Origin of the sequence: Microbacterium sp. MYb62 (assembly GCF_002979475.1) — a bacterium.
Lineage (GTDB): Bacteria > Actinomycetota > Actinomycetes > Actinomycetales > Microbacteriaceae > Microbacterium.
The window spans coordinates 119,539-137,769 of sequence record NZ_PCOY01000003.1 but is presented as its reverse complement, the minus strand read 5'-3'; the positions used below and the strand labels follow the sequence as shown (position 1 = coordinate 137,769).

Here is an 18,231-nt window from a genome sequence, read left to right as displayed (position 1 = left end):
CATGAGCAGCGCATGCGAGCACTTGGAGGATCCCGACTGGGACAACATCGAAGGCGCCGTGCTCATCGCAGGAGATGCGGCCGATGCGGGCTTCATCGCGAGCATCGCCGCGCGTCTCCCCTGGGACGCCCAGGGCGTCGTCATCCTCGAGGCGGCGGCGCGCATCCAGTTCCGTCACATCGACGTCCCCGAGGGGGTCTCGGTGCGCTGGCTCGTCCGGGGAGATGGCACCAGGGCGCACACGCGGGGCGAGCGCCTGGCGAACGCCGTACTCGCCTGGTGCGTCGAGTGGACGTGCACCGACCCGCCATCGCAGTGGACCGTCTGGCTCGGGCCGCACACGCCGCCGCACGTGGCGCGGATGGCGCGCAGCCTGCTGGGCGTCGCGAACTGAACGATCGCGAAAAGCGGTCGTCGGTCGTTCAGCGGCTCGCAGCCACCGCGGGCGCACCCGCTCCTGCAGTGATGGCATCGAGAGCGCGCCGCAGCGACGAACTCGACGTATGCGCCGTGTACGGGAAGTACACGACCTCCACGCCGACCTCGGCGAACTCGCGCTCCAGGAGCAGGCCCTTGTCGGTGCCTCGCCAGTCGTCGCCCTTGAAGAAGTGCGTGAACCGCACGTCGCGCCACGAGTCCATCTTCGACGGCGTCGTCTCGACGTAGACGTCGTCGACGAACGAGATGTGCTTCACGATCTCCGCACGCTCCGCTGTCGGGATGACGGGCTCGATGCCCTTCACCTGGCGCAGCATCTCGTCGCTGACGACGCCCGCGACCAGAATGTCGCAGTGCTGCTTGGCGTGACGAAGTAGATTCAGATGCCCGACGTGAAACAGGTCGAAAGCACCAACGGCATAGCCGATACGCGTCCCCATGATCTCCCCAGATCAGTGATTCCCCAGTAAGCGGATCCCCACCCGCTTCGCGACTCCCACAGCCGCGGTTCGAAAGTCTAGCAGTGCGGGTTTCGTTCTGCATAGGATCCCGTGGAACGATGGAGGCCGCAGGCGATGCGCGTGCGGAACAGGGGGCGGACGTGGGGACACCGGTCACGGTCATCGTGCCGACGTTCAACGAGCGCGACAACGTCGCCGAGCTCGTCGCACGCACCGCTGCCGTGCTCGCCGACGGGGACGCCGAGATCCTGTTCGTCGACGACAGCTCCGACGACACCGCGGCCGAGGTCGAGCGCGTGGCCACCGACGCCCCGATCCCCGTGCGGGTCATCCACCGCGCCGAGAACACCGGCGGCCTGGGCGGCGCCGTGGTCGTCGGACTCGAGTCCGCGGCGTCAGACGTCTGCATCGTGATGGACGGCGACCTGCAGCATCCGCCGGAGCTCCTCCCCGCCCTGCTCGCCCGGCACGCCGTCGGCGACGCCGACGTGGTCGCGGCGTCTCGCTACATCGGCGGCGGAGACACGAGCGGTCTCGGCACGGCCGTGCGCTTCGGCGTCTCGCGCACGGCGACCTGGCTGACCAGGGCGATGTTCCCGATCCGTCTCGCCCGCAGCACCGACCCGATGACCGGCTTCTTCCTGGTCGATCGTCGCCGTCTCGACCTCGCCGGCCTTCAGCCTCGAGGCTTCAAGATCCTCCTCGAGATCCTCGCCCGCAACGATCTGCGCATCGCCGAGGTGCCGATGGAGTTCGCCGAACGCCGGCACGGCACGTCGAAGGCGAGCCTGCGTCAGGGCGCGACGTTCATCGCCCACCTCGCCCGACTGCGTTTCGGCAAGATGTCGCTGTTCGCGCTGATCGGTGCGATCGGCGCCGCCGCCAACCTCGGGATCATGTGGGCACTGACCGCCGCCGGAGTGCCGTACATCTGGGCCGCCGTGATCGGCGCCGAGGTCACGATCATCGGGAACTTCCTCCTCCAGGAGCGCTTCGTCTTCGCCGACATGAAGACCGACGCCCGCGGGCTCGGCATCCGATTCGCCAGCTCGTTCGCGTTCAACAACGTCGAGGCGGCGTTGCGCATCCCGGTGATGGCCCTGATGGTCGAGTCGTGGCACATCTCGAGCGTGCTCGCGACCGGGCTCTCGCTCATCGTGGCGTTCTTCGCCCGGTTCCTGTTCCACTCGCTCGTCGTCTACGCGCCCCAGCGGCGGCGCAAGGGCGACGCCCTGGGCGCCGAGCCGCCGACCGACACGGCGGCGCAGCGTGTGATCCGGGCGATCGACGTCGAGGTGATGAAGCCGGGCGAGCTCTAGCTCTCCGCATTCCGCGGGAGGAACTGCGTCTGGTCTCCGTCGGCCTGCGGCAGCAGGCGGTCGATGCGCTTCTGTCGGGGGCTTCGCCGTCGGACGACCTCCGCCACGGGGATGGCCGTGAGAGCGAACAGCAGCGCCAGCGTGCGCGATGAGGTGAGCAGCGGGCTGAAGAACGTGTCCCAGGCTCCGAGGAGCGTCAGCCACACCACGAGACCGGATGCCGCCTTGAGCGAGACGGCCCTGGCCACCGCGTAGATCGCTCCGCAGAGGAGAGCGACGGCGAAGGCCGCTCCGAGGGGTCCGAAGCGCAGCCACAGATCGCCGAGCACCGAATGCACCTCGAACTGACCGCCGAACATGTATCCCTCGACATAGCCGTTGTCGGGGTCGTAGTTCAGCTCGCTCATGCCCGTCTTCGCGATCCAGACGTCCTGCGATGTCGGCAGCACCCCGCTGCCGAACCCCTGCGGTCGCGCACCGATCAGCGCGGTCGCCGCGCCGAGCTCGGGTCGGCCGCCCGCGATGAGGGATCCGGAGGTGTCGATCTGCGCCTGGGTGCGCTGCTGGGCGGCGTCGCCGAGCACGCCTTCGAGGATGAGGGCCTGCAGCAGGCTGAACGCCGCCAGGCTCAGCGCGCCGAGCAGGATGAGCGTCTGGGCGGGGCGGGGACGCCGTGCGCCCGGTGGGAGGAACATCTGCCAGAGCACGATGACGGCAGCCAGCAGCAGGAAGGACGTCATGGACCGCGAGTCCGAGAAGAGGCAGACGACGGCGAGAGCGGCGAGCGCGAGCAGGTCGAGGGAGCGCCGTCTGGTGGTGGACGTGAAGCCCAGCACGATGATGATGACCGGGACGGCCAGCGAGTACTTCCACAGGTTGGCCGGGTTTCCGCCTGTCAGGGCGACGTTGGCGAGCGCCCCCATGCCGAATGCGACGGCGGTGCCGCCGAGACCGAGCTCCGTGCGCGCCCACAGCAGCACGCCGATGCTCCCGGCGAGGGAGAGCAGGGTGAACGACTGCTCGAGCAGGAGGCTCGTCGATGTGGGGCGCATCGTCTCGAAAGCCGTCAGCACCGCCCCTGAAACCGTGGCCAGGGCGGCCAGCAGCATCAACGGCCTCGCGAAGCGGTATCGGCGCAGCGCGGGCCACCACACGGGAATCAGCACCGCGGCGATCACGAGGGAGATGCTGATGCCGGGACCGAAGTTGTAGCGCACCGCGGAGGCCGCCGATGCGACCGCCGCGATGATCGAGGTGGTCGTGTAGGAGCCCGCGCCGCGCATCGGTGCGCCTGTCTCAGCGGAGGTCGCCGCGGAACACGGCGACCTGGGCGCCGAAGAGGTAGTCGACCGTGATCGTCACGTCTTCGCGGTCCGCCTCCGCGATGGTGAACAGGTACACGCCCTCTGCGGAGTCGCCGGGGGCGAGAGACCCCTCGAACGGCACCCCTCCCGGTTGCGTGACGGTGCCGGCGGGGCTGCGATCCTTGCCGGAGTATGCGTTCACGGTCACGTACTCGAGATCGATCGGCTCGGAGCCCGCGTTGACCAGTCGCACCGTGACCCGGACGGCCGGTCCGGAGGTCTCGCCGGCGAGAGTGGCCTCGCCCTGCACGGCTTCGAGGCGTGACAGCGAGATGTCGATCTCGTCGGAGGTCACGATGGTCGCGTCGGGAGCGACGGGAGAGAGCTCGGCGAACGGGGAGTCGCTCGCCGACGGGGCCGGAGAGGGCGTCTCCGTCGGGCGGGGCGAATCCGGGTCGACGATGTCGCGCGGCGGCACGGTCGGCGTCGAGGTCGGGTCAGGCTGCGCCGCCGGCGAGAGCAGCGGCGGGACGATGAAGGCGGCGGCGACCGCGAGCGCGATCACCGCGACGAGGATCGGCAGGATGATCCAGGCGCGTCGGCGGCCCGGCTTCTCTTCGTCGTGCGCGTCCACCATGTGATCCCCACCTCGCCCCGCGTCCTCGCGGTGCGCGAGCGACGGTCATCCGAGTTTAGACCTCAGCGCCCTGGCGTGACCGAGCGCGTGCCATCAGACGTCTCCCGTCGCGCACTCCCCGCCACGCGGCGCGCAGCGGGGGGAGCGGACGGAGGAACTGCCGACGTCCGCCGCGGAGGAGCACCTCCCTGGCATTCCTCCACGCCGTGCGCTCCCAGGCCGCCGCATCCTTCGCGTCGAGCTGCGACGACGCGAAGAGGAGCCGGTTGCGGATGTTGTAGTAGTAGTACAGCTCCGACTTCGCTTCCGGCCGCTGATCCTGCGACCGATGGGTCCCGCCCTCATCATGAACCGCGAGCGCGCTGTCGACCACGAGCAGTCTGGCGCCGAGCCGTGCCGCGCGGACCGAGATGTCGACATCCTCCCAGTAGAGGAAGTAGTCCTCGTCGAAGCCTCCGACGAGGTCCCACACCGCGTGCGGCACCAGCATGCACGCGCCGCTGATCCACGGCAGCCGGCGGGCGGACGGCTGTTCCCGGCGTCGCCGCGGACCGCCCATGGACCCGTCATCCAGATAGACGTCCATCCCGGCGAACCAGGTCTTGCCGCCGGCGTCCTCCACCCGCGGGGACGCCAGCGTCGTGCCGTCAGAGGTCGCGTCGAGCAATGCACTCGTCGAAAGCGCGTCGATGCGGGCATCCGGATTGAGCAGGAGGAGATCCGTGGCACCGCCGACGCGGAAGGCGTGCGCGGCTCCCGCGTTCACTCCGCCGCCGAATCCGGCGTTCGTCGACATCGGGACGAGGTCCCAGCCGTGCTGCGAGCAGAGACGCTCGACCCGCTCGCGCTCCTCGAGGGAGGACAGGTTGTCGACGACGACGATGCGCGCGTCCGGGAGCGCCTCCGCCGTCGCGACGAGGTTGACCTCCAGCAGGGCCGTCGCACCGTAGTTGACGACGACGACGGCAAGAGCGCGCTCGCTCATCCCTGTTCCTTCCCCGGTCGCACATCTCCGTGAGTCGCGCGCGAACCTGTCGATATAGTGAAGGCTACATTCGACGCCGCCTGGGGGGAGATGTCGTGTCAGAGATCCGTGCGGCGATGAGTCGCTTGAAAGAGGCGCAGAAGTCGTCCAAGGGGGCGGCGGCCTACTCGCGCTACATCAACCGGCCACTCGGTCGGCCGATGGCGGCGACGGCCTACGTGCTGCGGATGACGCCCACCCAGGTCACGATCGTGAGCGCCGTGTTCACGCTCACCGGTGTCGCGCTGATCGCGCTCCTGCCGCCCGCCGTCTGGTCGTCGATCCTCGTGTCGGTGCTGCTCGTGCTCGGCTACGCCCTCGACTCCGCCGACGGCCAGCTCGCGCGGCTCACGGGCACCGGCTCGCTCGCCGGGGAGTGGCTCGACCACTTCTTCGACTCGATCAAGCTCGCGACCATCCACCTCGCGGTGCTCGTCTGCTGGTTCCGCTTCTATGAGCTGCCCGACGTCTGGTTGTTCGTTCCGCTGGCCTTCGCCGCCACGGCCAACGTCTTCTTCTTCGGCATCATCGCCGCAGACTTCCTCCGCCGCGTCCACCGTCTGCAGCACCCGGAGCGATCCGCGGAGGCGCCACGGGAGGCCTGGCGATCCGGAGGACTCTACTCGCTCGCCGTCATCCCGACCGACTACGGCTTCCTCTGCCTGGTGTTCGCGCTCCTGTGGTGGCAGCCCGTGTTCGTCGGCATCTACACGGCGCTCGCCGTGATCAACGCGCTGATGCTCCTGCTCGCGGCACTGCGCTGGTACCGTTCGATCCGCGGGCTGGCCGCCGATGTCTGATCCGCAGCGGCCCCTCCGGGTGATGCAGTCGTTCGGCGCTCCGCGCGTCACGACCAATCCGTACATCACCATGCTCGACGAGGCCCTCGCCGCCACCGACGGCGTCGAGCACGTGCGGTTCTCCTGGCGTGAGGCGCTGCTCGGTCGGTACGACGTCTTCCACTGGCACTGGCCGGAGGTCAAGCTCCACGGCGCGAGCGCCGTCTCCTCGGTGGGGAAGTACGCGCTCACCGCGCTGCTGGCGTTGCGTCACGGCCTCTCCCGCCGGATCGCCGTCGTGCGCACCGTGCACAACCTCGATCTCCCCGATGACAACGCAGCGAGGCTCTGGCTGCTGCGTCGCATCGACCGGGAGGCCGACCACCGCATCGTGCTGAACGAGACCACGCCGCTCCCTCCGGGAACGGCGCAGACGCTCATCCTGCACGGGCACTATCGGGACTGGTACGGCGTGCAGCCCCGCGCCGACCGGGTACGCGGACGCCTGGGCACGTTCGGCGGAGTGCGCCGGTACAAGGGCGTCTCCGGATTCGTGGATGCCTACGCCGACGCGCTCGCGGTCGATCCCGGGATCAGCATGGTCATCGGCGGCAAGGCCTCGAGCATCGAGCTCGCCGAGGATCTGCGCTCCCGCGTCGCCGATCTGCCGAACGTCACCCTGCAGCTGGAGTTCCTGAGCGATGCGGAGCTCGTGGAGCTCGTGACCGGCTCCGAGCTCGTGGTGCTCGCCTATCGCTTCATGCACAACTCCGGCAGCGTGCTCGCCGCCCTCTCCCTCGATCGTCCGGTGCTCGTCCCGCGCAACGCGCCCAACGAGGCGCTCGCCGCAGAGGTGGGCGCGGAGTGGGTGCAGATGTACGACGGCGATCTCGACGGCGCCGGCCTGGTGGATGCTCTTGCGGCGGTGCGAGAGATCGTCGCGGATCGTCCGGATCTGTCCCGGCGCGAGTGGGACGATGCCGGCGCCGCCCACGCATCGGCATATCGTGCGGCTCTCAGTGCACGCCTGGCGGGAGTCCGCCCTCGCGGACGGACGGTGGTCGGGTCATGATGCGCGAAGCGGCGTTCCGTCTCAAGACCGCGGTGGGCGGACGCAGCAGCACGGCCGCGTACCGGGAGTTCCTCGCGATGGACGCGCTGTCACCGGAAGGTGTCGCGGAGGTGAGCGCCGAGAGGTCGGCCGCCCACGCACGCTTCGCGTTCGGGCACAGCGCCTTCTACCGCGACCTCTACTCGTCGCACGGGTTCACGGACGACGATCTGCGCGACCCCGCCGCGTTCTCCTCCCTCCCGATCGTCGACAAGGGGATGCTGCGCGAGAACTTCGCGGGCATCCGCACCGACGAGGCCGACGCGCGCACGAGTGTCGTGTCGAAGACCGGTGGCAGCACCGGTCTGCCCCTCCACCTGCTGCGTGACCTGCGGTTCCCCGCACGGGCCCTCGAGTGGCGCCTGTTCGAGTGGTGGGGGGTCAAGCCCTGGGATGATCGCGGGATCGTGACCAGGAATGTGATGACCGGTGCCGCGCGCATCCGGCACGACCTCGGATGGCTGCCGTCGCGGCGGGTGCAGCTGGACGCGTTCCAGATCACCGACGATGCCGTGCGGGAGTTCGCGCAGCGCTGGAACAAGGTCAACCCGAGGTTCCTCATCGGCTACGGCGGGGGTGTGCTCGACACCGTGCGGCGGATGCGGCGGATGGGGCTCTCCGTGACTCCTCCGGCAGCGGTTGCCGTGACGGCCGCTCCTCTCTCGCCGGGTACCCGCGCCGAGATCGAGGAGGCCTTCGGGGCGCCGTGCTTCGACCACTACCGCTCGGCGGAGATCCCTTGGATGGCGGGGGAGTGCGCGGCGCAGAGCGGGTTGCACGTCTTCGCCGACGTACGCCGCATCGAGATCGTCGACGACGCTGATCGCCTCGTTCCGGAGGGCGTCGAGGGCGAGGTCATCGTCACGGATCTGACGAACCGGGTCTTCCCGATCGTGCGGTACCGTCTCGGCGACATCAGCAGCTATCGCCCTGGCCACTGTTCCTGCGGGCGCGGCCTGCCCCGCCTCGGTGCGATCTCGGGACGGTCCTCCGACGCGGTCCGGCTACCGGATGGCACGACGATCGCGGGTGCTCTCGGGCACATCTTCGACGACGCACCGCTCTCGATCCGCCAGTTCGAGATCGTCCAGGACGCCGACTACGCCGTCACCCTCCGGTGCATCCCGAGCGATGCGCACGACGCCCAGGCGGGGATCGACGCGGCGATGGCCAAGCTCCGTCACGCGACGAAGGGGCTCGTCCCGGTGAGCGTCGAGCGGGTCGACAACATTCCGCAGGTGGGCGGGAAGATGCGCTTCATCCGCAGCATGGTCGTGGTCCGGGAGCCTGCGGATCCTTCGTGAATATCTCGGTTCGGCAACGATCCGTGGCGCTTCGTGTATAGAATGACCCCTGGCCGTCGCCCCTCCCGGGTAGGCGGTGCGTACCGAAACTGCACACCATCACGCCCGGAGGGGGCTGGTTGGAGGGGCGCGGTGTACGCGGGCTGAAACCCCAAGGAGACCCTGTTGCGTTCGCGACTTCGCACGACCCCTTCCCATCCCTCCCCTACTCGAACCCCGGCCATCGTCATGGCGGCGGTCACGGCTGCGACCCTGATGGTCGGCCTCATCGGAGCCGCCCCCGCGGCCGCCGAGGACACCGCTTCTCCCGATGTGCTGCTGTCCGATGACTTCGACCGCACCGCACCGACCGGGTGGGGCACATCGGACAACGGCCTGGACTACTCCTCGTGGTCATCGCGTGCCGCGGTGGCGAGCGTCGCCGACGGCGCGGGCGCTATCACGCTGAATCCGGGCGAGTCCGCCTACCTCACGCCACGGTCCATCCAGGCGCAGGATGTGCGCATCTCGGCCGACCTCCGCCTCGATCAGAGCGGCGGCCGCGGGTACTACGCCTACACGACTCGCGTGCAGAGCGATGGCTCCGCATATCGGGTCCGGCTCGTGACCGACGCCGAAGGGCGCGTCCAGCTCTCCGTGATCCGCAGCAGAGGAGGCGTGGAGGCCGAGCTGAAGTCCGTCGCCGTGCCCCTCAGCATCCTCGGTGACGGCTGGTACACCTTCGACGCCACGGTCACCGGAACGGACGCCGTGGCCTTCGAGGCCCGCCTCACCCCGGCGGGCACCGAACCCGGCGCACCGCAGCTGTCCGTGACGGATTCGTCGCGTGAGCGCCTCTCCAGCGCTGGCGGCTTCGCCATCTGGGGATACGCGTCGAGCAGCGCCACCGCGGCGGCCGACCTCCAGATCGACTCGATCGAGGCAGCCGTCGCAGCGGGTCCGCTGAGTTCGGAGACCCCCGCACCGGAGCCGCAGCCCGAACCCCAGCCGGAGCCCCAGCCCGAACCTCAGCCCGAACCTCAGCCCGAGCCCCAGCCCGAGCCTCAGCCGGAACCGCAGCCCGAACCGGGGACAGGGGTGGCTTCACGCGGCGCGGCAGTGGTCGGCACCGCGCGGTACGACGTGCCGGCGAGCGCCGTGTTCGTCGACGTGAAGAGCGCCGGAGGATCGCCCACGGGCTCCGCCACGGCTCCGTTCCGTACCGTGCAGGCCGCCGTGAACGCCTCGCCCGCAGGATCGACGATCGTCGTCCGCGCCGGGGAGTACCACGAATCGGTCGAGGTCCCGTTCAACAAGACCATGACGATTCAGGCCTACCCGGGCGAGGCCGTGTGGTTCGACGGGTCGTCCAAGGTGTCGAACTGGTCGAAGTCGGGCTCCACCTGGGTCAGCTCCGGATGGAAGGCCGAGTTCGACGACGACATGCTCAACGGCAACGCGTCGTGGTTCGTCGATCCGAATCATCCGATGGCCAATCACCCCGATCAGCTGTTCGTGAACGGTGCCTCCCTGCGCCAGGTGGCGTCGGCGGCAGAGGTCGTGCCCGGCACGTTCGCCGTCGACTACGCGACCGACAGACTCATCCTCGGCAGCGATCCGACCGGCAAGGACGTGCGGGCGAGCGATCTCGGACAGGCGCTCAACGTGCGCTCGGCGAACTCGGTGCTCCAGGGCTTCGGCGTCCGACGCTACGCCACCTCGTACGACGTGCTCGGCACGGTGCGCATGCACAACGTGGGAGTGGCGCTGCGTGACATGGTCATCGAGGACAACGCCACGATCGGCCTGTTCGTGGGCAACGACCGCGCGACGATCGACAACCTCACGGTGCGGCGCAACGGCCTGCTCGGCATGTCGATCACCACGGCGTACGGCACCACGTTCTCGGACTCGCTGGTGACCGACAACAACGTCGAGCACTTCAACGGCTCGCCCGTCGCCGGCGGGGTGAAGGTGACCCGCACCCGCGGCATCGTCATGAGCAACGTCGACACCAGTCGCAACATCGGCAGCGGCACCTGGTTCGACGAGTCGTGCTACGACGTGAAGATCGTCGACGTGACCTCGAACGACAACACCGAGATCGGCATCCATGTCGAGCTCTCCTCGCAGGTCACCATCGCCCGCAGCCAGACGTTCAACAACCGTGAGGGCATCCGCGTCTTCGATTCCGAGAACGTGCTCATCACGAACAACGACCTCGGGAACAACTCGCGGCACGACATCAACCTCATGCAGGACGAGCGTCGTCAGGCGACCCACAAGGTGGGCAGGGACCCCCGCGTCTCCGGGGCCGATCCCACCGTCACCTGGATCACCCGGAACATCACGATCCGCAACAACGTGTTCGGCGCCGGCGGGCCGCGGGCGATCTTCGCACACGACACGGCGACGGGCCGCGCCGTGAACACGTGGAACGTGACGATCGACGGCAACCTGTTCAGCAGCTCCACCGGCGGCCCGTCCATGGTCACCTGGGGTGGCTCCGGCAACGTCTATGAGACGTTCAAGACACCGGCCCAGCTCGCCGCCGCGAAGAACCAGGGATGGCGCAATGCCCAGACCGCAGCGGCGGAGCCGTTCGCGGCGATGAGGGATGACATCGCCGCGAACACGGCGATCGCGCGGCCGCTTCCGGCGGCGATCAGCTCCCTGCTCGGCGTCGCGGCAGGGACCGTGCTGCTCGGCAGCGGACGCTGAGAGGAATCCGGTCCGCCGCGAGGCGGACCGGATTCCCTGCACGGCAGGCACAATGGGATCGTGACCGACGACAACCGTGCCCCGTATCTGCTCGTGCATCCGGGATGGGAGCTGTTCGGTTCAGACCGCATGCTTCTGGAGACCGCGCGGGGCCTGCGCGAAAAGGGCGAGCGCGTCGTCGCCGCCCTTCCGGAACGCGGACCGCTCGTCGAGAAGCTGCAGTCGGCCGGGGTCGAGGTCCTTATCCCGCCGATGTTCGTGCTGCGGAAGTCCTCTCTGCACCCGCGCAACTGGCTCCGCTCGCTGAGGGACGCGATCCGTGGCATCGCGGCGTCCGTCGCGATCGTCCGCCGCCTCCGCCCCCGCACGATCTACGTCAGCACGATCGTCCTGCCGTCGTGGCCGCTCATCGGACGTCTGGCCGGTGTGCCCACCGTCACCCATGTGCACGAGGCCGAGGCCTCGGCCTCCCGGCTCGTGAACTTCGTGCTGTACGCCCCGCATCTCGCCGCGCACCGCATCATCGCCAACAGCCGGTTCACGCTGCAGACCGTGAGTGCGGTGATCCCGGCGCTCGGTCGGCGCGCGACGGTCATCCCCAACGGCGTCGCCTCGCCCGAGGAGGTCGCCCCGCCCCGAGCCCACATCGACCGGCTCCGTGTCGGATATGTCGGACGCCTCTCGCACCGCAAGGGGCCGGACGTCGCTGTCGAAGCGCTCGCGCGGCTGGCGGACGACGGCGTCGACGCCGAGCTCCATCTGGTCGGCGATGTCTTCTCCGGCAATGAGGAGTTCGACCGACGACTGCGGGATCGAGTCTCCGCACTCGGCGTCGACGACCGCGTCGCGTACCTCGGATTCCAGCAGGACATCTGGCCGCTGCTCGCCGAGGTCGATGTCCTCGTCGTGCCGTCGCGCCAGGACGAGTCCTTCGGCAACACCGCCGTCGAGGGGATCCTGGCCGCGCGGCCCGTGATCGCGAGCGACATCGCCGGGCTTCGAGAGGCGATCGACCCCTACGAGAGTGCGACGTTCGTGGTGCCGGGCGACGCGGAGGACCTCGCTCGAGCGCTCCGCACGGTGCGCGACGACTGGGAGACGCGCCGAGCGGTCGCCATCACCGATCGGGATGCTGCGCTCGGACGGTTCGCACCTGATGCCTACCGTCGGACCGTCGCCGCATTCCTGGGATCTCGCACCCGTTCCTGAGGCGTGCGCTCAGCGGACGGCGGGATCCGTGACCGGCGCGGTGAGGAACGCGTCGAGCTGTCGGTGCAGCTCGACGACGTCGCGTGCGGTCCCCTCGAGCATCGAACGATGCTCTCTCGATCCACCGTGGTGCGCATCGGGGATGTCCAGGGCGTTCGGTCGCCGTTTCCCCCACAGGGTGCGTCCGGCGGTGGGCGGCGCCACGAACCCGCGCCGGCGATGGAGGGCGGCGGCGTAGGCGCCGAGCCCTTCCGTGGGGGCGTCGTCGATGAGATCGGCGATGGCCGTGAGCTCCTCGGAGCGGAGCGGCGCGGCGCCGAGGTGGATGGCCTCGCGGAGCGTGAACGTCTTCGACCGGGCTTCGGGCAGGAGCTGCGCGATGGCTGAGCGCTCGGCACGGCTCGCGGTGAGGACCAACTCGGCCGCGTGCAGCGCCTCGACATCGACCGCCGTGGAGCGATGCTCGACGGTGCTGTCCCCGGGCCCGACAGCGAGGGCGACGTCGGCGGAGACCGTGCACATGGGCCGGTCGCCGGGCCCGACACGCGTGCCGACGCTCGTGATCTCCCACAGGTCGGCCTCGACGCGCGAGCGCAGCACCTGCTCCATCAGCGGCGACCGGCAGATGTTCGCCTCGCAGGCGAAGATGAGCCTGTGCGTCACGTGTTCCCCTCGATGCGGAGTCGGCAGCACCGACTCTCTCTTCCAACATAGGCGATAATGGTGAGCCGCGAGGCACCGCGAGACATCGCGCGGTCGCGCCGAGGGGGACGGGGAACCATGACACTGCAGGACTACTTCCAGTCGCTCAGGAGCAACTGGGTCGTCATCATCGTGCTCATGCTCCTCGGCGGTGGAGCCGCGTACGGCTACTCCCAGTTCGTCGACCCGGAGTACCGCGCAGAGGCGCAGGTCATGGTGATCCCGACTCGCGGCGAGAGCACGACCGAGCTGCTGCAGGGGTCGAACTACGTGCAGAGCCTCGTGCAGACCTACACGCTTCTCGTCGTCTCGCCCACCGTCCTCGATCCCGTCATCGAGGAGGTCGGTCTCGACGAGACGGCGAACCGACTCGCGCGACGGGTCGATGTGAACGTTCCGTTGAACACCGTCGTGATCGAGATCGGCGTCACGGACACGAACGGGGAGAGCGCGCAGAAGACGGCGAACGCGATCGCCAGCGAACTCGCCGTCGCCGTCGGCAACGTCTCGCCGATCGGTGCGGACGGGGAGCCGGCGGTGCGCATCGAGACGATCTCGCCGGCGCGGACACCCACAGTGCCGATCGCCCCGAACACCCGGAACAACGTCGCGCTCGGTGTTGCGGCGGGACTCGTCGCCGGTGTCGTCTTCGCGGTGTTGCGTCGGCGATTCGCCACGCGCATCGCCAGCGCGAGCGCGCTCGGGGAGATCACCGACATCGCTCTGCTCGGCGAGATCCCGGAGGCCGCGGACAACCAGACGCTCGCCCGTGTCATCCGCTCGCAGCCGGACGGTCGCGTCGCCGAGGCGATGCGCCAGGTGTCGGCCAGCCTCAAGTTCGTCGACGTGGACAAGAGTCGTCGGGTGATACTCGTCACCTCGTGTTCCGCGCAGGAGGGGAAGTCCTCCGTCGGGCTCGGACTCGCTCTGACGCTCGCCGAGGGCGGCCGTTCCGTCCTCTTCATCGAGGCGGATCTGCGGCGACCCAGCACCGCCCGGTACACCCAACTCGAGGGGTCGGTCGGTCTCACGACCGTGCTGATCGGTGACATCGAGCTGGCGGGCGCCGTGCAGCAGTGGGGGCGTCCGGGACTGGACATCCTCACCGCGGGTGCGCAGCCGCCCAACCCCGGGCAGCTGCTCTCCAGCGGCGAGCTCCACAAGGTGGTGGACGAAGCGCGCGACAACTACGACTACGTCATCATCGACACCGCGCCCGTGTTGTCGGTGAGCGACGCCCTGTGGCTCTCGACCATGGCGGACGGCACGCTCTTCGTGGTGAGGTCCAACCGCACGAAGGGGTCCGACCTCGCCCGTGCGCTGTCGTCGCTCGAATCCACGAGGACGCCCGTGCTCGGCATCGTGCTGAACGGGGTCCGCGGTGCGGCGAAGAGCCCGTATTACACGGACGAGCGCTCCAAGGGGCTGCGTCCGCGTCTCGGGCGCCGGAACGTCCGCGGCTAGGCATTCTCATGAACTCTCTGCTGGCGCTCGGCGCGCGAGGCGTGACGATGGTGATCTCCCTCGTCTGCGGTGTGATCACGACGCGGATGATCCTCGGTGAGACCGACATCGAGCACTATGCGCTCTACACCCTGCTCATCACGATCCCGTCGCTGCTGACGTTCACGGACCTCGGCAGCGGAGCGGTGCTCGTCAACGCCGTCGCGACCAGCGACGACGTGCGCACCGACAAGAAGCTGCGGCTGCAGGTCACCTCCGTCGGTCGCATCCTGCTCCTGTTCGCCTCGGGCCTCATGCTGATCAACACCGTGCTGCTGATCACAGGCGGATGGCGTGCGCTGTTCGGCGACGCCGGGGCGATCCCGGGGGCCCCCCTCGCGGCCTTCCTGTGCATCACCCTGTTCAGCCTGACCGTGACGCTCGGCGTGTGGTTCCGGATCCTGCTCGGCCAACGACGCAATCATCTCGTGATCCTCGTGCAGGGCCTCATCTCGCCCGTGACGATGGGCGGCGTATGGCTCATGCTGACCTTCGGCGGGCGCGACTTCGATTCCTACCTGGCGGTCGCCTCCTACGGCGCGTCGCTGCTGACGGCGGTCATCGGATTCCTCCTCGTGACGCGCTCCACCGCACCGCTCATCCCGGACGCCCTCCGGGTGCTTCTCCGGTGGCGCAGCGTGCCCGGGGTCCGGGTCATGGACGTCGGCTGGCCGATGCTCGCGCAGATGGTGACCTATCCCATCGCGGTCGGGTCGCAGCGCTACGTGCTCGCGCAGTACGGGACTCCGACCGATGTCGCCGAGTACGGGGTGGCCGGGCAGGTCTTCTTCGCCCTCAACGGGCTGGTCATGGCGGCCGGTGTGGCGCTGTGGCCGCAGTTCGCCCGACGGCGGCACCGGGGTGAGCTCCGCCGCGGCCCCTACCTGCTCTCGCTGCTCTTCGGAGGCGCGGTCGCCGCGGCGACGCTCTTCGTCTGGTTGATCGGGCCCTGGCTGTTCGAGTTCATCACGCGGGGCGAACTCGAGGTGCGGACCTCGACGATCCTCTCCTTCGGCTGCATGATCATGTTCACTGCCGCGGTCTATCCGCTCGGCATGTTCATCATGGACAAGCCGGGTATCCGCTTCCAGGTGATCCCGACGCTGGCGATGGCCGGAGTCAGCATCGTGCTGTCGATCGTCCTCACGCCGATCCTCGGCATCGTGGGGCCGCTGCTCGGTGTCGCATTCGCGCTGATCGTGTGCCAGGTGATCCCCTACGTGATCTACATCCACCGGCACCGCGAGCGTCTTCTCGCACCCGAGCGCGCGGAGGATCCGGCCTCGGTCGTCGAGTCGAGCTAGCCCGGCCACTCTTCCGCGAGCCGACGCGAGCGGCGTGCCGAGGCATGGATCGATTCCCCCTGCGCGATCCGACGGGCCAACTGCTCGTACGCGTCCGCGACGTCGTTCCACGAGAAGGCCTCGGCCGCCCGGGAGCGGAGGGTCCGAGCCACCGCGTCCACGGCGTGGGGGTCGGATTCGGTCGCTTCGAGCGCCGACGTCACCAGGGCAGGATCGGCGAAGTACCAGCCCTGCTCGTCGAGGACCTCCCGGTTGAAGGTCACGTCGAACGCGATCACCGCCGTGCCGGCGCCCATCGCCCGCAGCAGCGAGGGATTCGTCCCGCCGACCGAGTGGCCGTGCAGATAGGTGAAAGCGTGATGGTAGAGCGCGTCGAGCAGGTCCTGGTCGTACACTCCGCCGAGAAGCCGGATGCGCTCGTCCGCGGTGGCGAGCGCATCGATCGCGGCGGTGTACTCCGCCGCATAAGGCGCGGACCCGACGACCACGAGCGGTTTGGTGGCTGACGACGCCGCATATCCCTCGACGATCTCACGGACATGGTTCTCGGGTTCGAACCGCGCGACGACGAGATGGTATCCGCCCGGCTCGAGGCCCAGTGCGCGGATGCCGTCGGCCGGAGCCTGGTCGAGGAGCGGAGCTCCGTAGCGGATCAGCTCGCTCGGGACGTCGAACTGGTGACGGTAGTAGTCGGAGATGCCGGGGGCGTCGGCGATGATCGCGTCGGCCGTGCGAACGCCGAACTCCTCCGCCCAGCGGTAGTACGCCTTGCCGCGTCCGCCCCATTTCGAGCGTCGCCACTCGAGGCCGTCCATGTGCAGCGCGACCGGGATCCGACGAGCCCGGAGCACGGGGAGGAACGGCGAGTTGGCGGCGTTGAACACGAACGCGGCGTCCGGTCTGGCCTTGGTCACGGCATGAGCCGTCGAGAGTGCGGTGTGGCTCAGGGTCTCGAGCGCCTTCTGTCGCACGGCGGGGAGCGTGACCCGGCGCATGCCCAGGTACTCGTCCCCGCTGGTGCCCGCGTCGCGGCCGTACACGAGCACGCGATGGCCGCGTTCGACGAGCCGGCGCCCGACCTCTTCGACGGCGGTCTCGAACCCGCCGTATGCGGCCGGGATGCCGCGCGTCCCGATCAGCGCGATGCGGAGCGAGGGCGAGGAGGGCGACTGTGGAGAGCGCATCGCAACAGTATGCCCGAGCAGGTCGACGTGGTCCTGGCGCTAGTCTGGGGCGGTGTCGTCAGCCCCCGGTCCCGAACGCTCCCTCGTGTGGGGTTTCCCTGCCGAGCAGTCGGTGGATGCCTGGGAGCAGCGGCACGCCGCCGGCGAAGTCCCCAGCGCGTGGCAGTACGGCCTCGACGGGCTCCGCGAGTTCGCCGGCGTCGACGTGCTCGACCTTCCTGTTCCCGGACGGCTGTCGCGTCTCCGAGCCCGCGCCGGACTCGGCCCGCGGCGGGCCGAGGGCATGGGCTTCACGTGGGACGAGAACGCCGCGTTCCGGATGCAGGTGGCGCTTCCGCGTCAGCGGTTCGCCTCCGGCGTGATCTGGCTGACGGACATGGTCGCGCGCGGGCACGTTCCCGAGCGCCTGATCGAGGTGCTTCGAGGCGCCGAGGACCTGTGGGTGCTCAGCCGCGGACAGGTCGAACCCCTGCAGGAGCTGTTCGGTGAGCACGGCCCGCGCATCACCGCGGTGCCCTTCGGCGTCGATGCCGAGTTCTTCGCGCCGCGGACGTTCCCTGATCGGCCGCGGATCGTGAGCATCGGCAATGACCGGGATCGGGACCCCCAGACGCTGTTCCGGGCGCTCGAGCTGGTGCGGGTCCAGCGCCCTGAGGTCGAGATCGTCGTGCAGACGTCGGCCGCCGGTGCTCCGGAAGGCGTCCGGGTCATGGAGCGGATGAGTCACCGCGAGCTGCGCGATCTGTACGCGACGGCGAGCGTCGTGGCGACCGCGACCCGGCCGAACCTCCACGTGTCAGGGATGACGGTGACGCTCGAGGCGTCGGCGACGGGGCGGCCGGTGGTCAACACGGATACGCCGGGAATGTCGCAATATGTCGTCGAGGGCGAGACCGGCCATCTCGTTCCCGTCGGCGATGCCGAGGCGCTGGCGGGTCGACTCGTGACGCTCGTCGACGATCCCGATCGTGCGGCCGCGATGGGCGCCGCCGGACGTGCGGCGGTGGTGACGTCGTTCACGACGGCGATCATGTGCGCGCACCTCGCAGAGATCCTCCTCCCGGATCGCTGACCCCTTTATCGCAGATCGGGGAGTACGGGTAGCGCCACGCGGGTGTCGTGCGCTAGTCTGAGCGCGGTTGCGTCTTTGGGGGACGCGAGGGAAACCATCATTCGCCGATATATCGGCATGTGCCTATGGGGAGGCGCCATGCGAGTCCAACGACTCGATGCAATCGCACGCGACGAAGAG

Annotated in this window: 16 protein-coding genes; 10 read left to right on the top strand and 6 right to left on the bottom strand. The window is 69.1% G+C overall.

Translation table 11 applies throughout. From position 1 onward, the window contains the following. Position 1: 1 nt before the first annotated feature. Positions 2–394 (top strand): SIP domain-containing protein, encoded by a 393-nt coding sequence (locus tag CQ042_RS05505; protein ID WP_105669464.1) that lies wholly within the window; start codon positions 2–4, stop codon positions 392–394. Positions 395–422: 28 nt separating this feature from the next. Here the strand turns inward: CQ042_RS05505 and CQ042_RS05500 are convergent, their stop codons facing one another. Further along, complete coding sequence (locus CQ042_RS05500) at positions 423–878, bottom strand: adenylyltransferase/cytidyltransferase family protein (RefSeq protein WP_105669463.1); 456 nt, start codon at positions 876–878, stop codon at positions 423–425. 119 nt (positions 879–997) lie between these two features. On the opposite strand from CQ042_RS05500, the gene CQ042_RS05495 reads away from it, so the two are divergent. Continuing rightward, positions 998–2,218 (top strand): glycosyltransferase, encoded by a 1,221-nt coding sequence (locus tag CQ042_RS05495; protein ID WP_105669462.1) that lies wholly within the window; start codon positions 998–1,000, stop codon positions 2,216–2,218. Here CQ042_RS05495 and CQ042_RS05490 read toward each other — a convergent pair. From CQ042_RS05490 to CQ042_RS05480, 3 genes are read right to left on the bottom strand one after another with little or no spacing between them, the layout of a single operon-like run. Beyond that, complete coding sequence (locus CQ042_RS05490; protein ID WP_105669461.1) at positions 2,215–3,501, bottom strand: hypothetical protein; 1,287 nt, start codon at positions 3,499–3,501, stop codon at positions 2,215–2,217. The genes CQ042_RS05495 and CQ042_RS05490 overlap by 4 nt on opposite strands. Before the next feature lie 13 nt (positions 3,502–3,514). Beyond that, a complete protein-coding gene (locus CQ042_RS05485) occupies positions 3,515–4,159 on the bottom strand; it encodes a hypothetical protein (RefSeq protein WP_105669460.1) in 645 nt (214 codons plus the stop codon). A gap of 55 nt (positions 4,160–4,214) precedes the next feature. Then, positions 4,215–5,144, bottom strand: a complete 930-nt coding sequence (locus CQ042_RS05480; protein ID WP_105669459.1) for a glycosyltransferase — start codon at positions 5,142–5,144, stop codon at positions 4,215–4,217. 95 nt (positions 5,145–5,239) lie between these two features. Here CQ042_RS05480 and CQ042_RS05475 point away from each other — a divergent pair, with 95 nt between their 5' ends. The 5 genes from CQ042_RS05475 (at position 5,240) to CQ042_RS05455 (ending at position 12,286) form a co-directional block, all read left to right on the top strand. After that, entirely contained in the window at positions 5,240–5,983 is a 744-nt protein-coding gene (locus tag CQ042_RS05475; RefSeq protein ID WP_105669458.1) for a CDP-alcohol phosphatidyltransferase family protein, read from the top strand. Further along, positions 5,976–7,034 carry a glycosyl transferase gene (locus tag CQ042_RS05470; protein ID WP_105669457.1) on the top strand — a complete coding sequence of 353 codons (1,059 nt, stop codon included), beginning with the start codon at positions 5,976–5,978 and terminating at the stop codon, positions 7,032–7,034. Before CQ042_RS05475 ends, CQ042_RS05470 begins: the two co-directional genes overlap by 8 nt. Next, positions 7,031–8,377: a phenylacetate--CoA ligase family protein gene (locus CQ042_RS05465; RefSeq protein WP_105669456.1), complete on the top strand. Its 1,347-nt coding sequence runs from the start codon at positions 7,031–7,033 to the stop codon at positions 8,375–8,377. Before CQ042_RS05470 ends, CQ042_RS05465 begins: the two co-directional genes overlap by 4 nt. Positions 8,378–8,605: 228 nt before the next feature. Further along, positions 8,606–11,077, top strand: coding sequence for a right-handed parallel beta-helix repeat-containing protein (locus tag CQ042_RS05460; RefSeq protein ID WP_105669455.1), 2,472 nt, complete (start codon positions 8,606–8,608; stop codon positions 11,075–11,077). A 60-nt stretch (positions 11,078–11,137) separates the two neighbouring features. Beyond that, positions 11,138–12,286 carry a glycosyltransferase gene (locus tag CQ042_RS05455; protein ID WP_105669454.1) on the top strand — a complete coding sequence of 383 codons (1,149 nt, stop codon included), beginning with the start codon at positions 11,138–11,140 and terminating at the stop codon, positions 12,284–12,286. A 9-nt stretch (positions 12,287–12,295) separates the two neighbouring features. Here CQ042_RS05455 and CQ042_RS05450 read toward each other — a convergent pair whose 3' ends face one another. Then, the gene (locus CQ042_RS05450; RefSeq protein ID WP_105669453.1) at positions 12,296–12,949 is read right to left on the bottom strand and encodes a hypothetical protein; all 654 of its coding nucleotides are present in this window, start codon (positions 12,947–12,949) and stop codon (positions 12,296–12,298) included. A gap of 117 nt (positions 12,950–13,066) precedes the next feature. Here CQ042_RS05450 and CQ042_RS05445 point away from each other — a divergent pair, with 117 nt between their 5' ends. Continuing rightward, positions 13,067–14,452: a polysaccharide biosynthesis tyrosine autokinase gene (locus tag CQ042_RS05445; RefSeq protein ID WP_181157458.1), complete on the top strand. Its 1,386-nt coding sequence runs from the start codon at positions 13,067–13,069 to the stop codon at positions 14,450–14,452. Positions 14,453–14,460: 8 nt separating this feature from the next. Next, positions 14,461–15,795 carry a lipopolysaccharide biosynthesis protein gene (locus tag CQ042_RS05440; protein WP_105669451.1) on the top strand — a complete coding sequence of 445 codons (1,335 nt, stop codon included), beginning with the start codon at positions 14,461–14,463 and terminating at the stop codon, positions 15,793–15,795. On the opposite strand, the gene CQ042_RS05435 is transcribed toward CQ042_RS05440, so the two are convergent. Continuing rightward, on the bottom strand, positions 15,792–16,979 hold the full coding sequence (locus CQ042_RS05435; RefSeq protein WP_105669450.1) for a DUF1972 domain-containing protein: 1,188 nt from the start codon (positions 16,977–16,979) through the stop codon (positions 15,792–15,794). The two genes, CQ042_RS05440 and CQ042_RS05435, sit on opposite strands and share 4 nt — an antisense overlap. A 52-nt stretch (positions 16,980–17,031) precedes the next feature. Between CQ042_RS05435 and CQ042_RS05430 the strand changes: the two genes are divergently transcribed. Then, the gene (locus CQ042_RS05430; protein ID WP_258132047.1) at positions 17,032–18,051 is read left to right on the top strand and encodes a glycosyltransferase family 4 protein; all 1,020 of its coding nucleotides are present in this window, start codon (positions 17,032–17,034) and stop codon (positions 18,049–18,051) included. Positions 18,052–18,231: the final 180 nt, after the last annotated feature.

Bases quoted from the DNA above. Each gene is read 5' to 3' on its own strand.
- CQ042_RS05495 (WP_105669462.1), top strand. From the start codon at position 998: ATGGAGGCCGCAGGCGATGCGCGTGCGGAACAGGGGGCGGACGTGGGG.
- CQ042_RS05480 (WP_105669459.1), bottom strand. From the start codon at position 5,144: ATGAGCGAGCGCGCTCTTGCCGTCGTCGTCGTCAACTACGGTGCGACG.
- CQ042_RS05470 (WP_105669457.1), top strand. From the start codon at position 5,976: ATGTCTGATCCGCAGCGGCCCCTCCGGGTGATGCAGTCGTTCGGCGCT.
- CQ042_RS05445 (WP_181157458.1), top strand. From the start codon at position 13,067: ATGACACTGCAGGACTACTTCCAGTCGCTCAGGAGCAACTGGGTCGTC.
- CQ042_RS05485 (WP_105669460.1), bottom strand. From the start codon at position 4,159: ATGGTGGACGCGCACGACGAAGAGAAGCCGGGCCGCCGACGCGCCTGG.
- CQ042_RS05490 (WP_105669461.1), bottom strand. From the start codon at position 3,501: ATGCGCGGCGCGGGCTCCTACACGACCACCTCGATCATCGCGGCGGTC.
- CQ042_RS05500 (WP_105669463.1), bottom strand. From the start codon at position 878: ATGGGGACGCGTATCGGCTATGCCGTTGGTGCTTTCGACCTGTTTCAC.
- CQ042_RS05440 (WP_105669451.1), top strand. From the start codon at position 14,461: ATGAACTCTCTGCTGGCGCTCGGCGCGCGAGGCGTGACGATGGTGATC.
- CQ042_RS05505 (WP_105669464.1), top strand. From the start codon at position 2: ATGAGCAGCGCATGCGAGCACTTGGAGGATCCCGACTGGGACAACATC.
- CQ042_RS05465 (WP_105669456.1), top strand. From the start codon at position 7,031: ATGATGCGCGAAGCGGCGTTCCGTCTCAAGACCGCGGTGGGCGGACGC.
- CQ042_RS05435 (WP_105669450.1), bottom strand. From the start codon at position 16,979: ATGCGCTCTCCACAGTCGCCCTCCTCGCCCTCGCTCCGCATCGCGCTG.
- CQ042_RS05460 (WP_105669455.1), top strand. From the start codon at position 8,606: ATGGCGGCGGTCACGGCTGCGACCCTGATGGTCGGCCTCATCGGAGCC.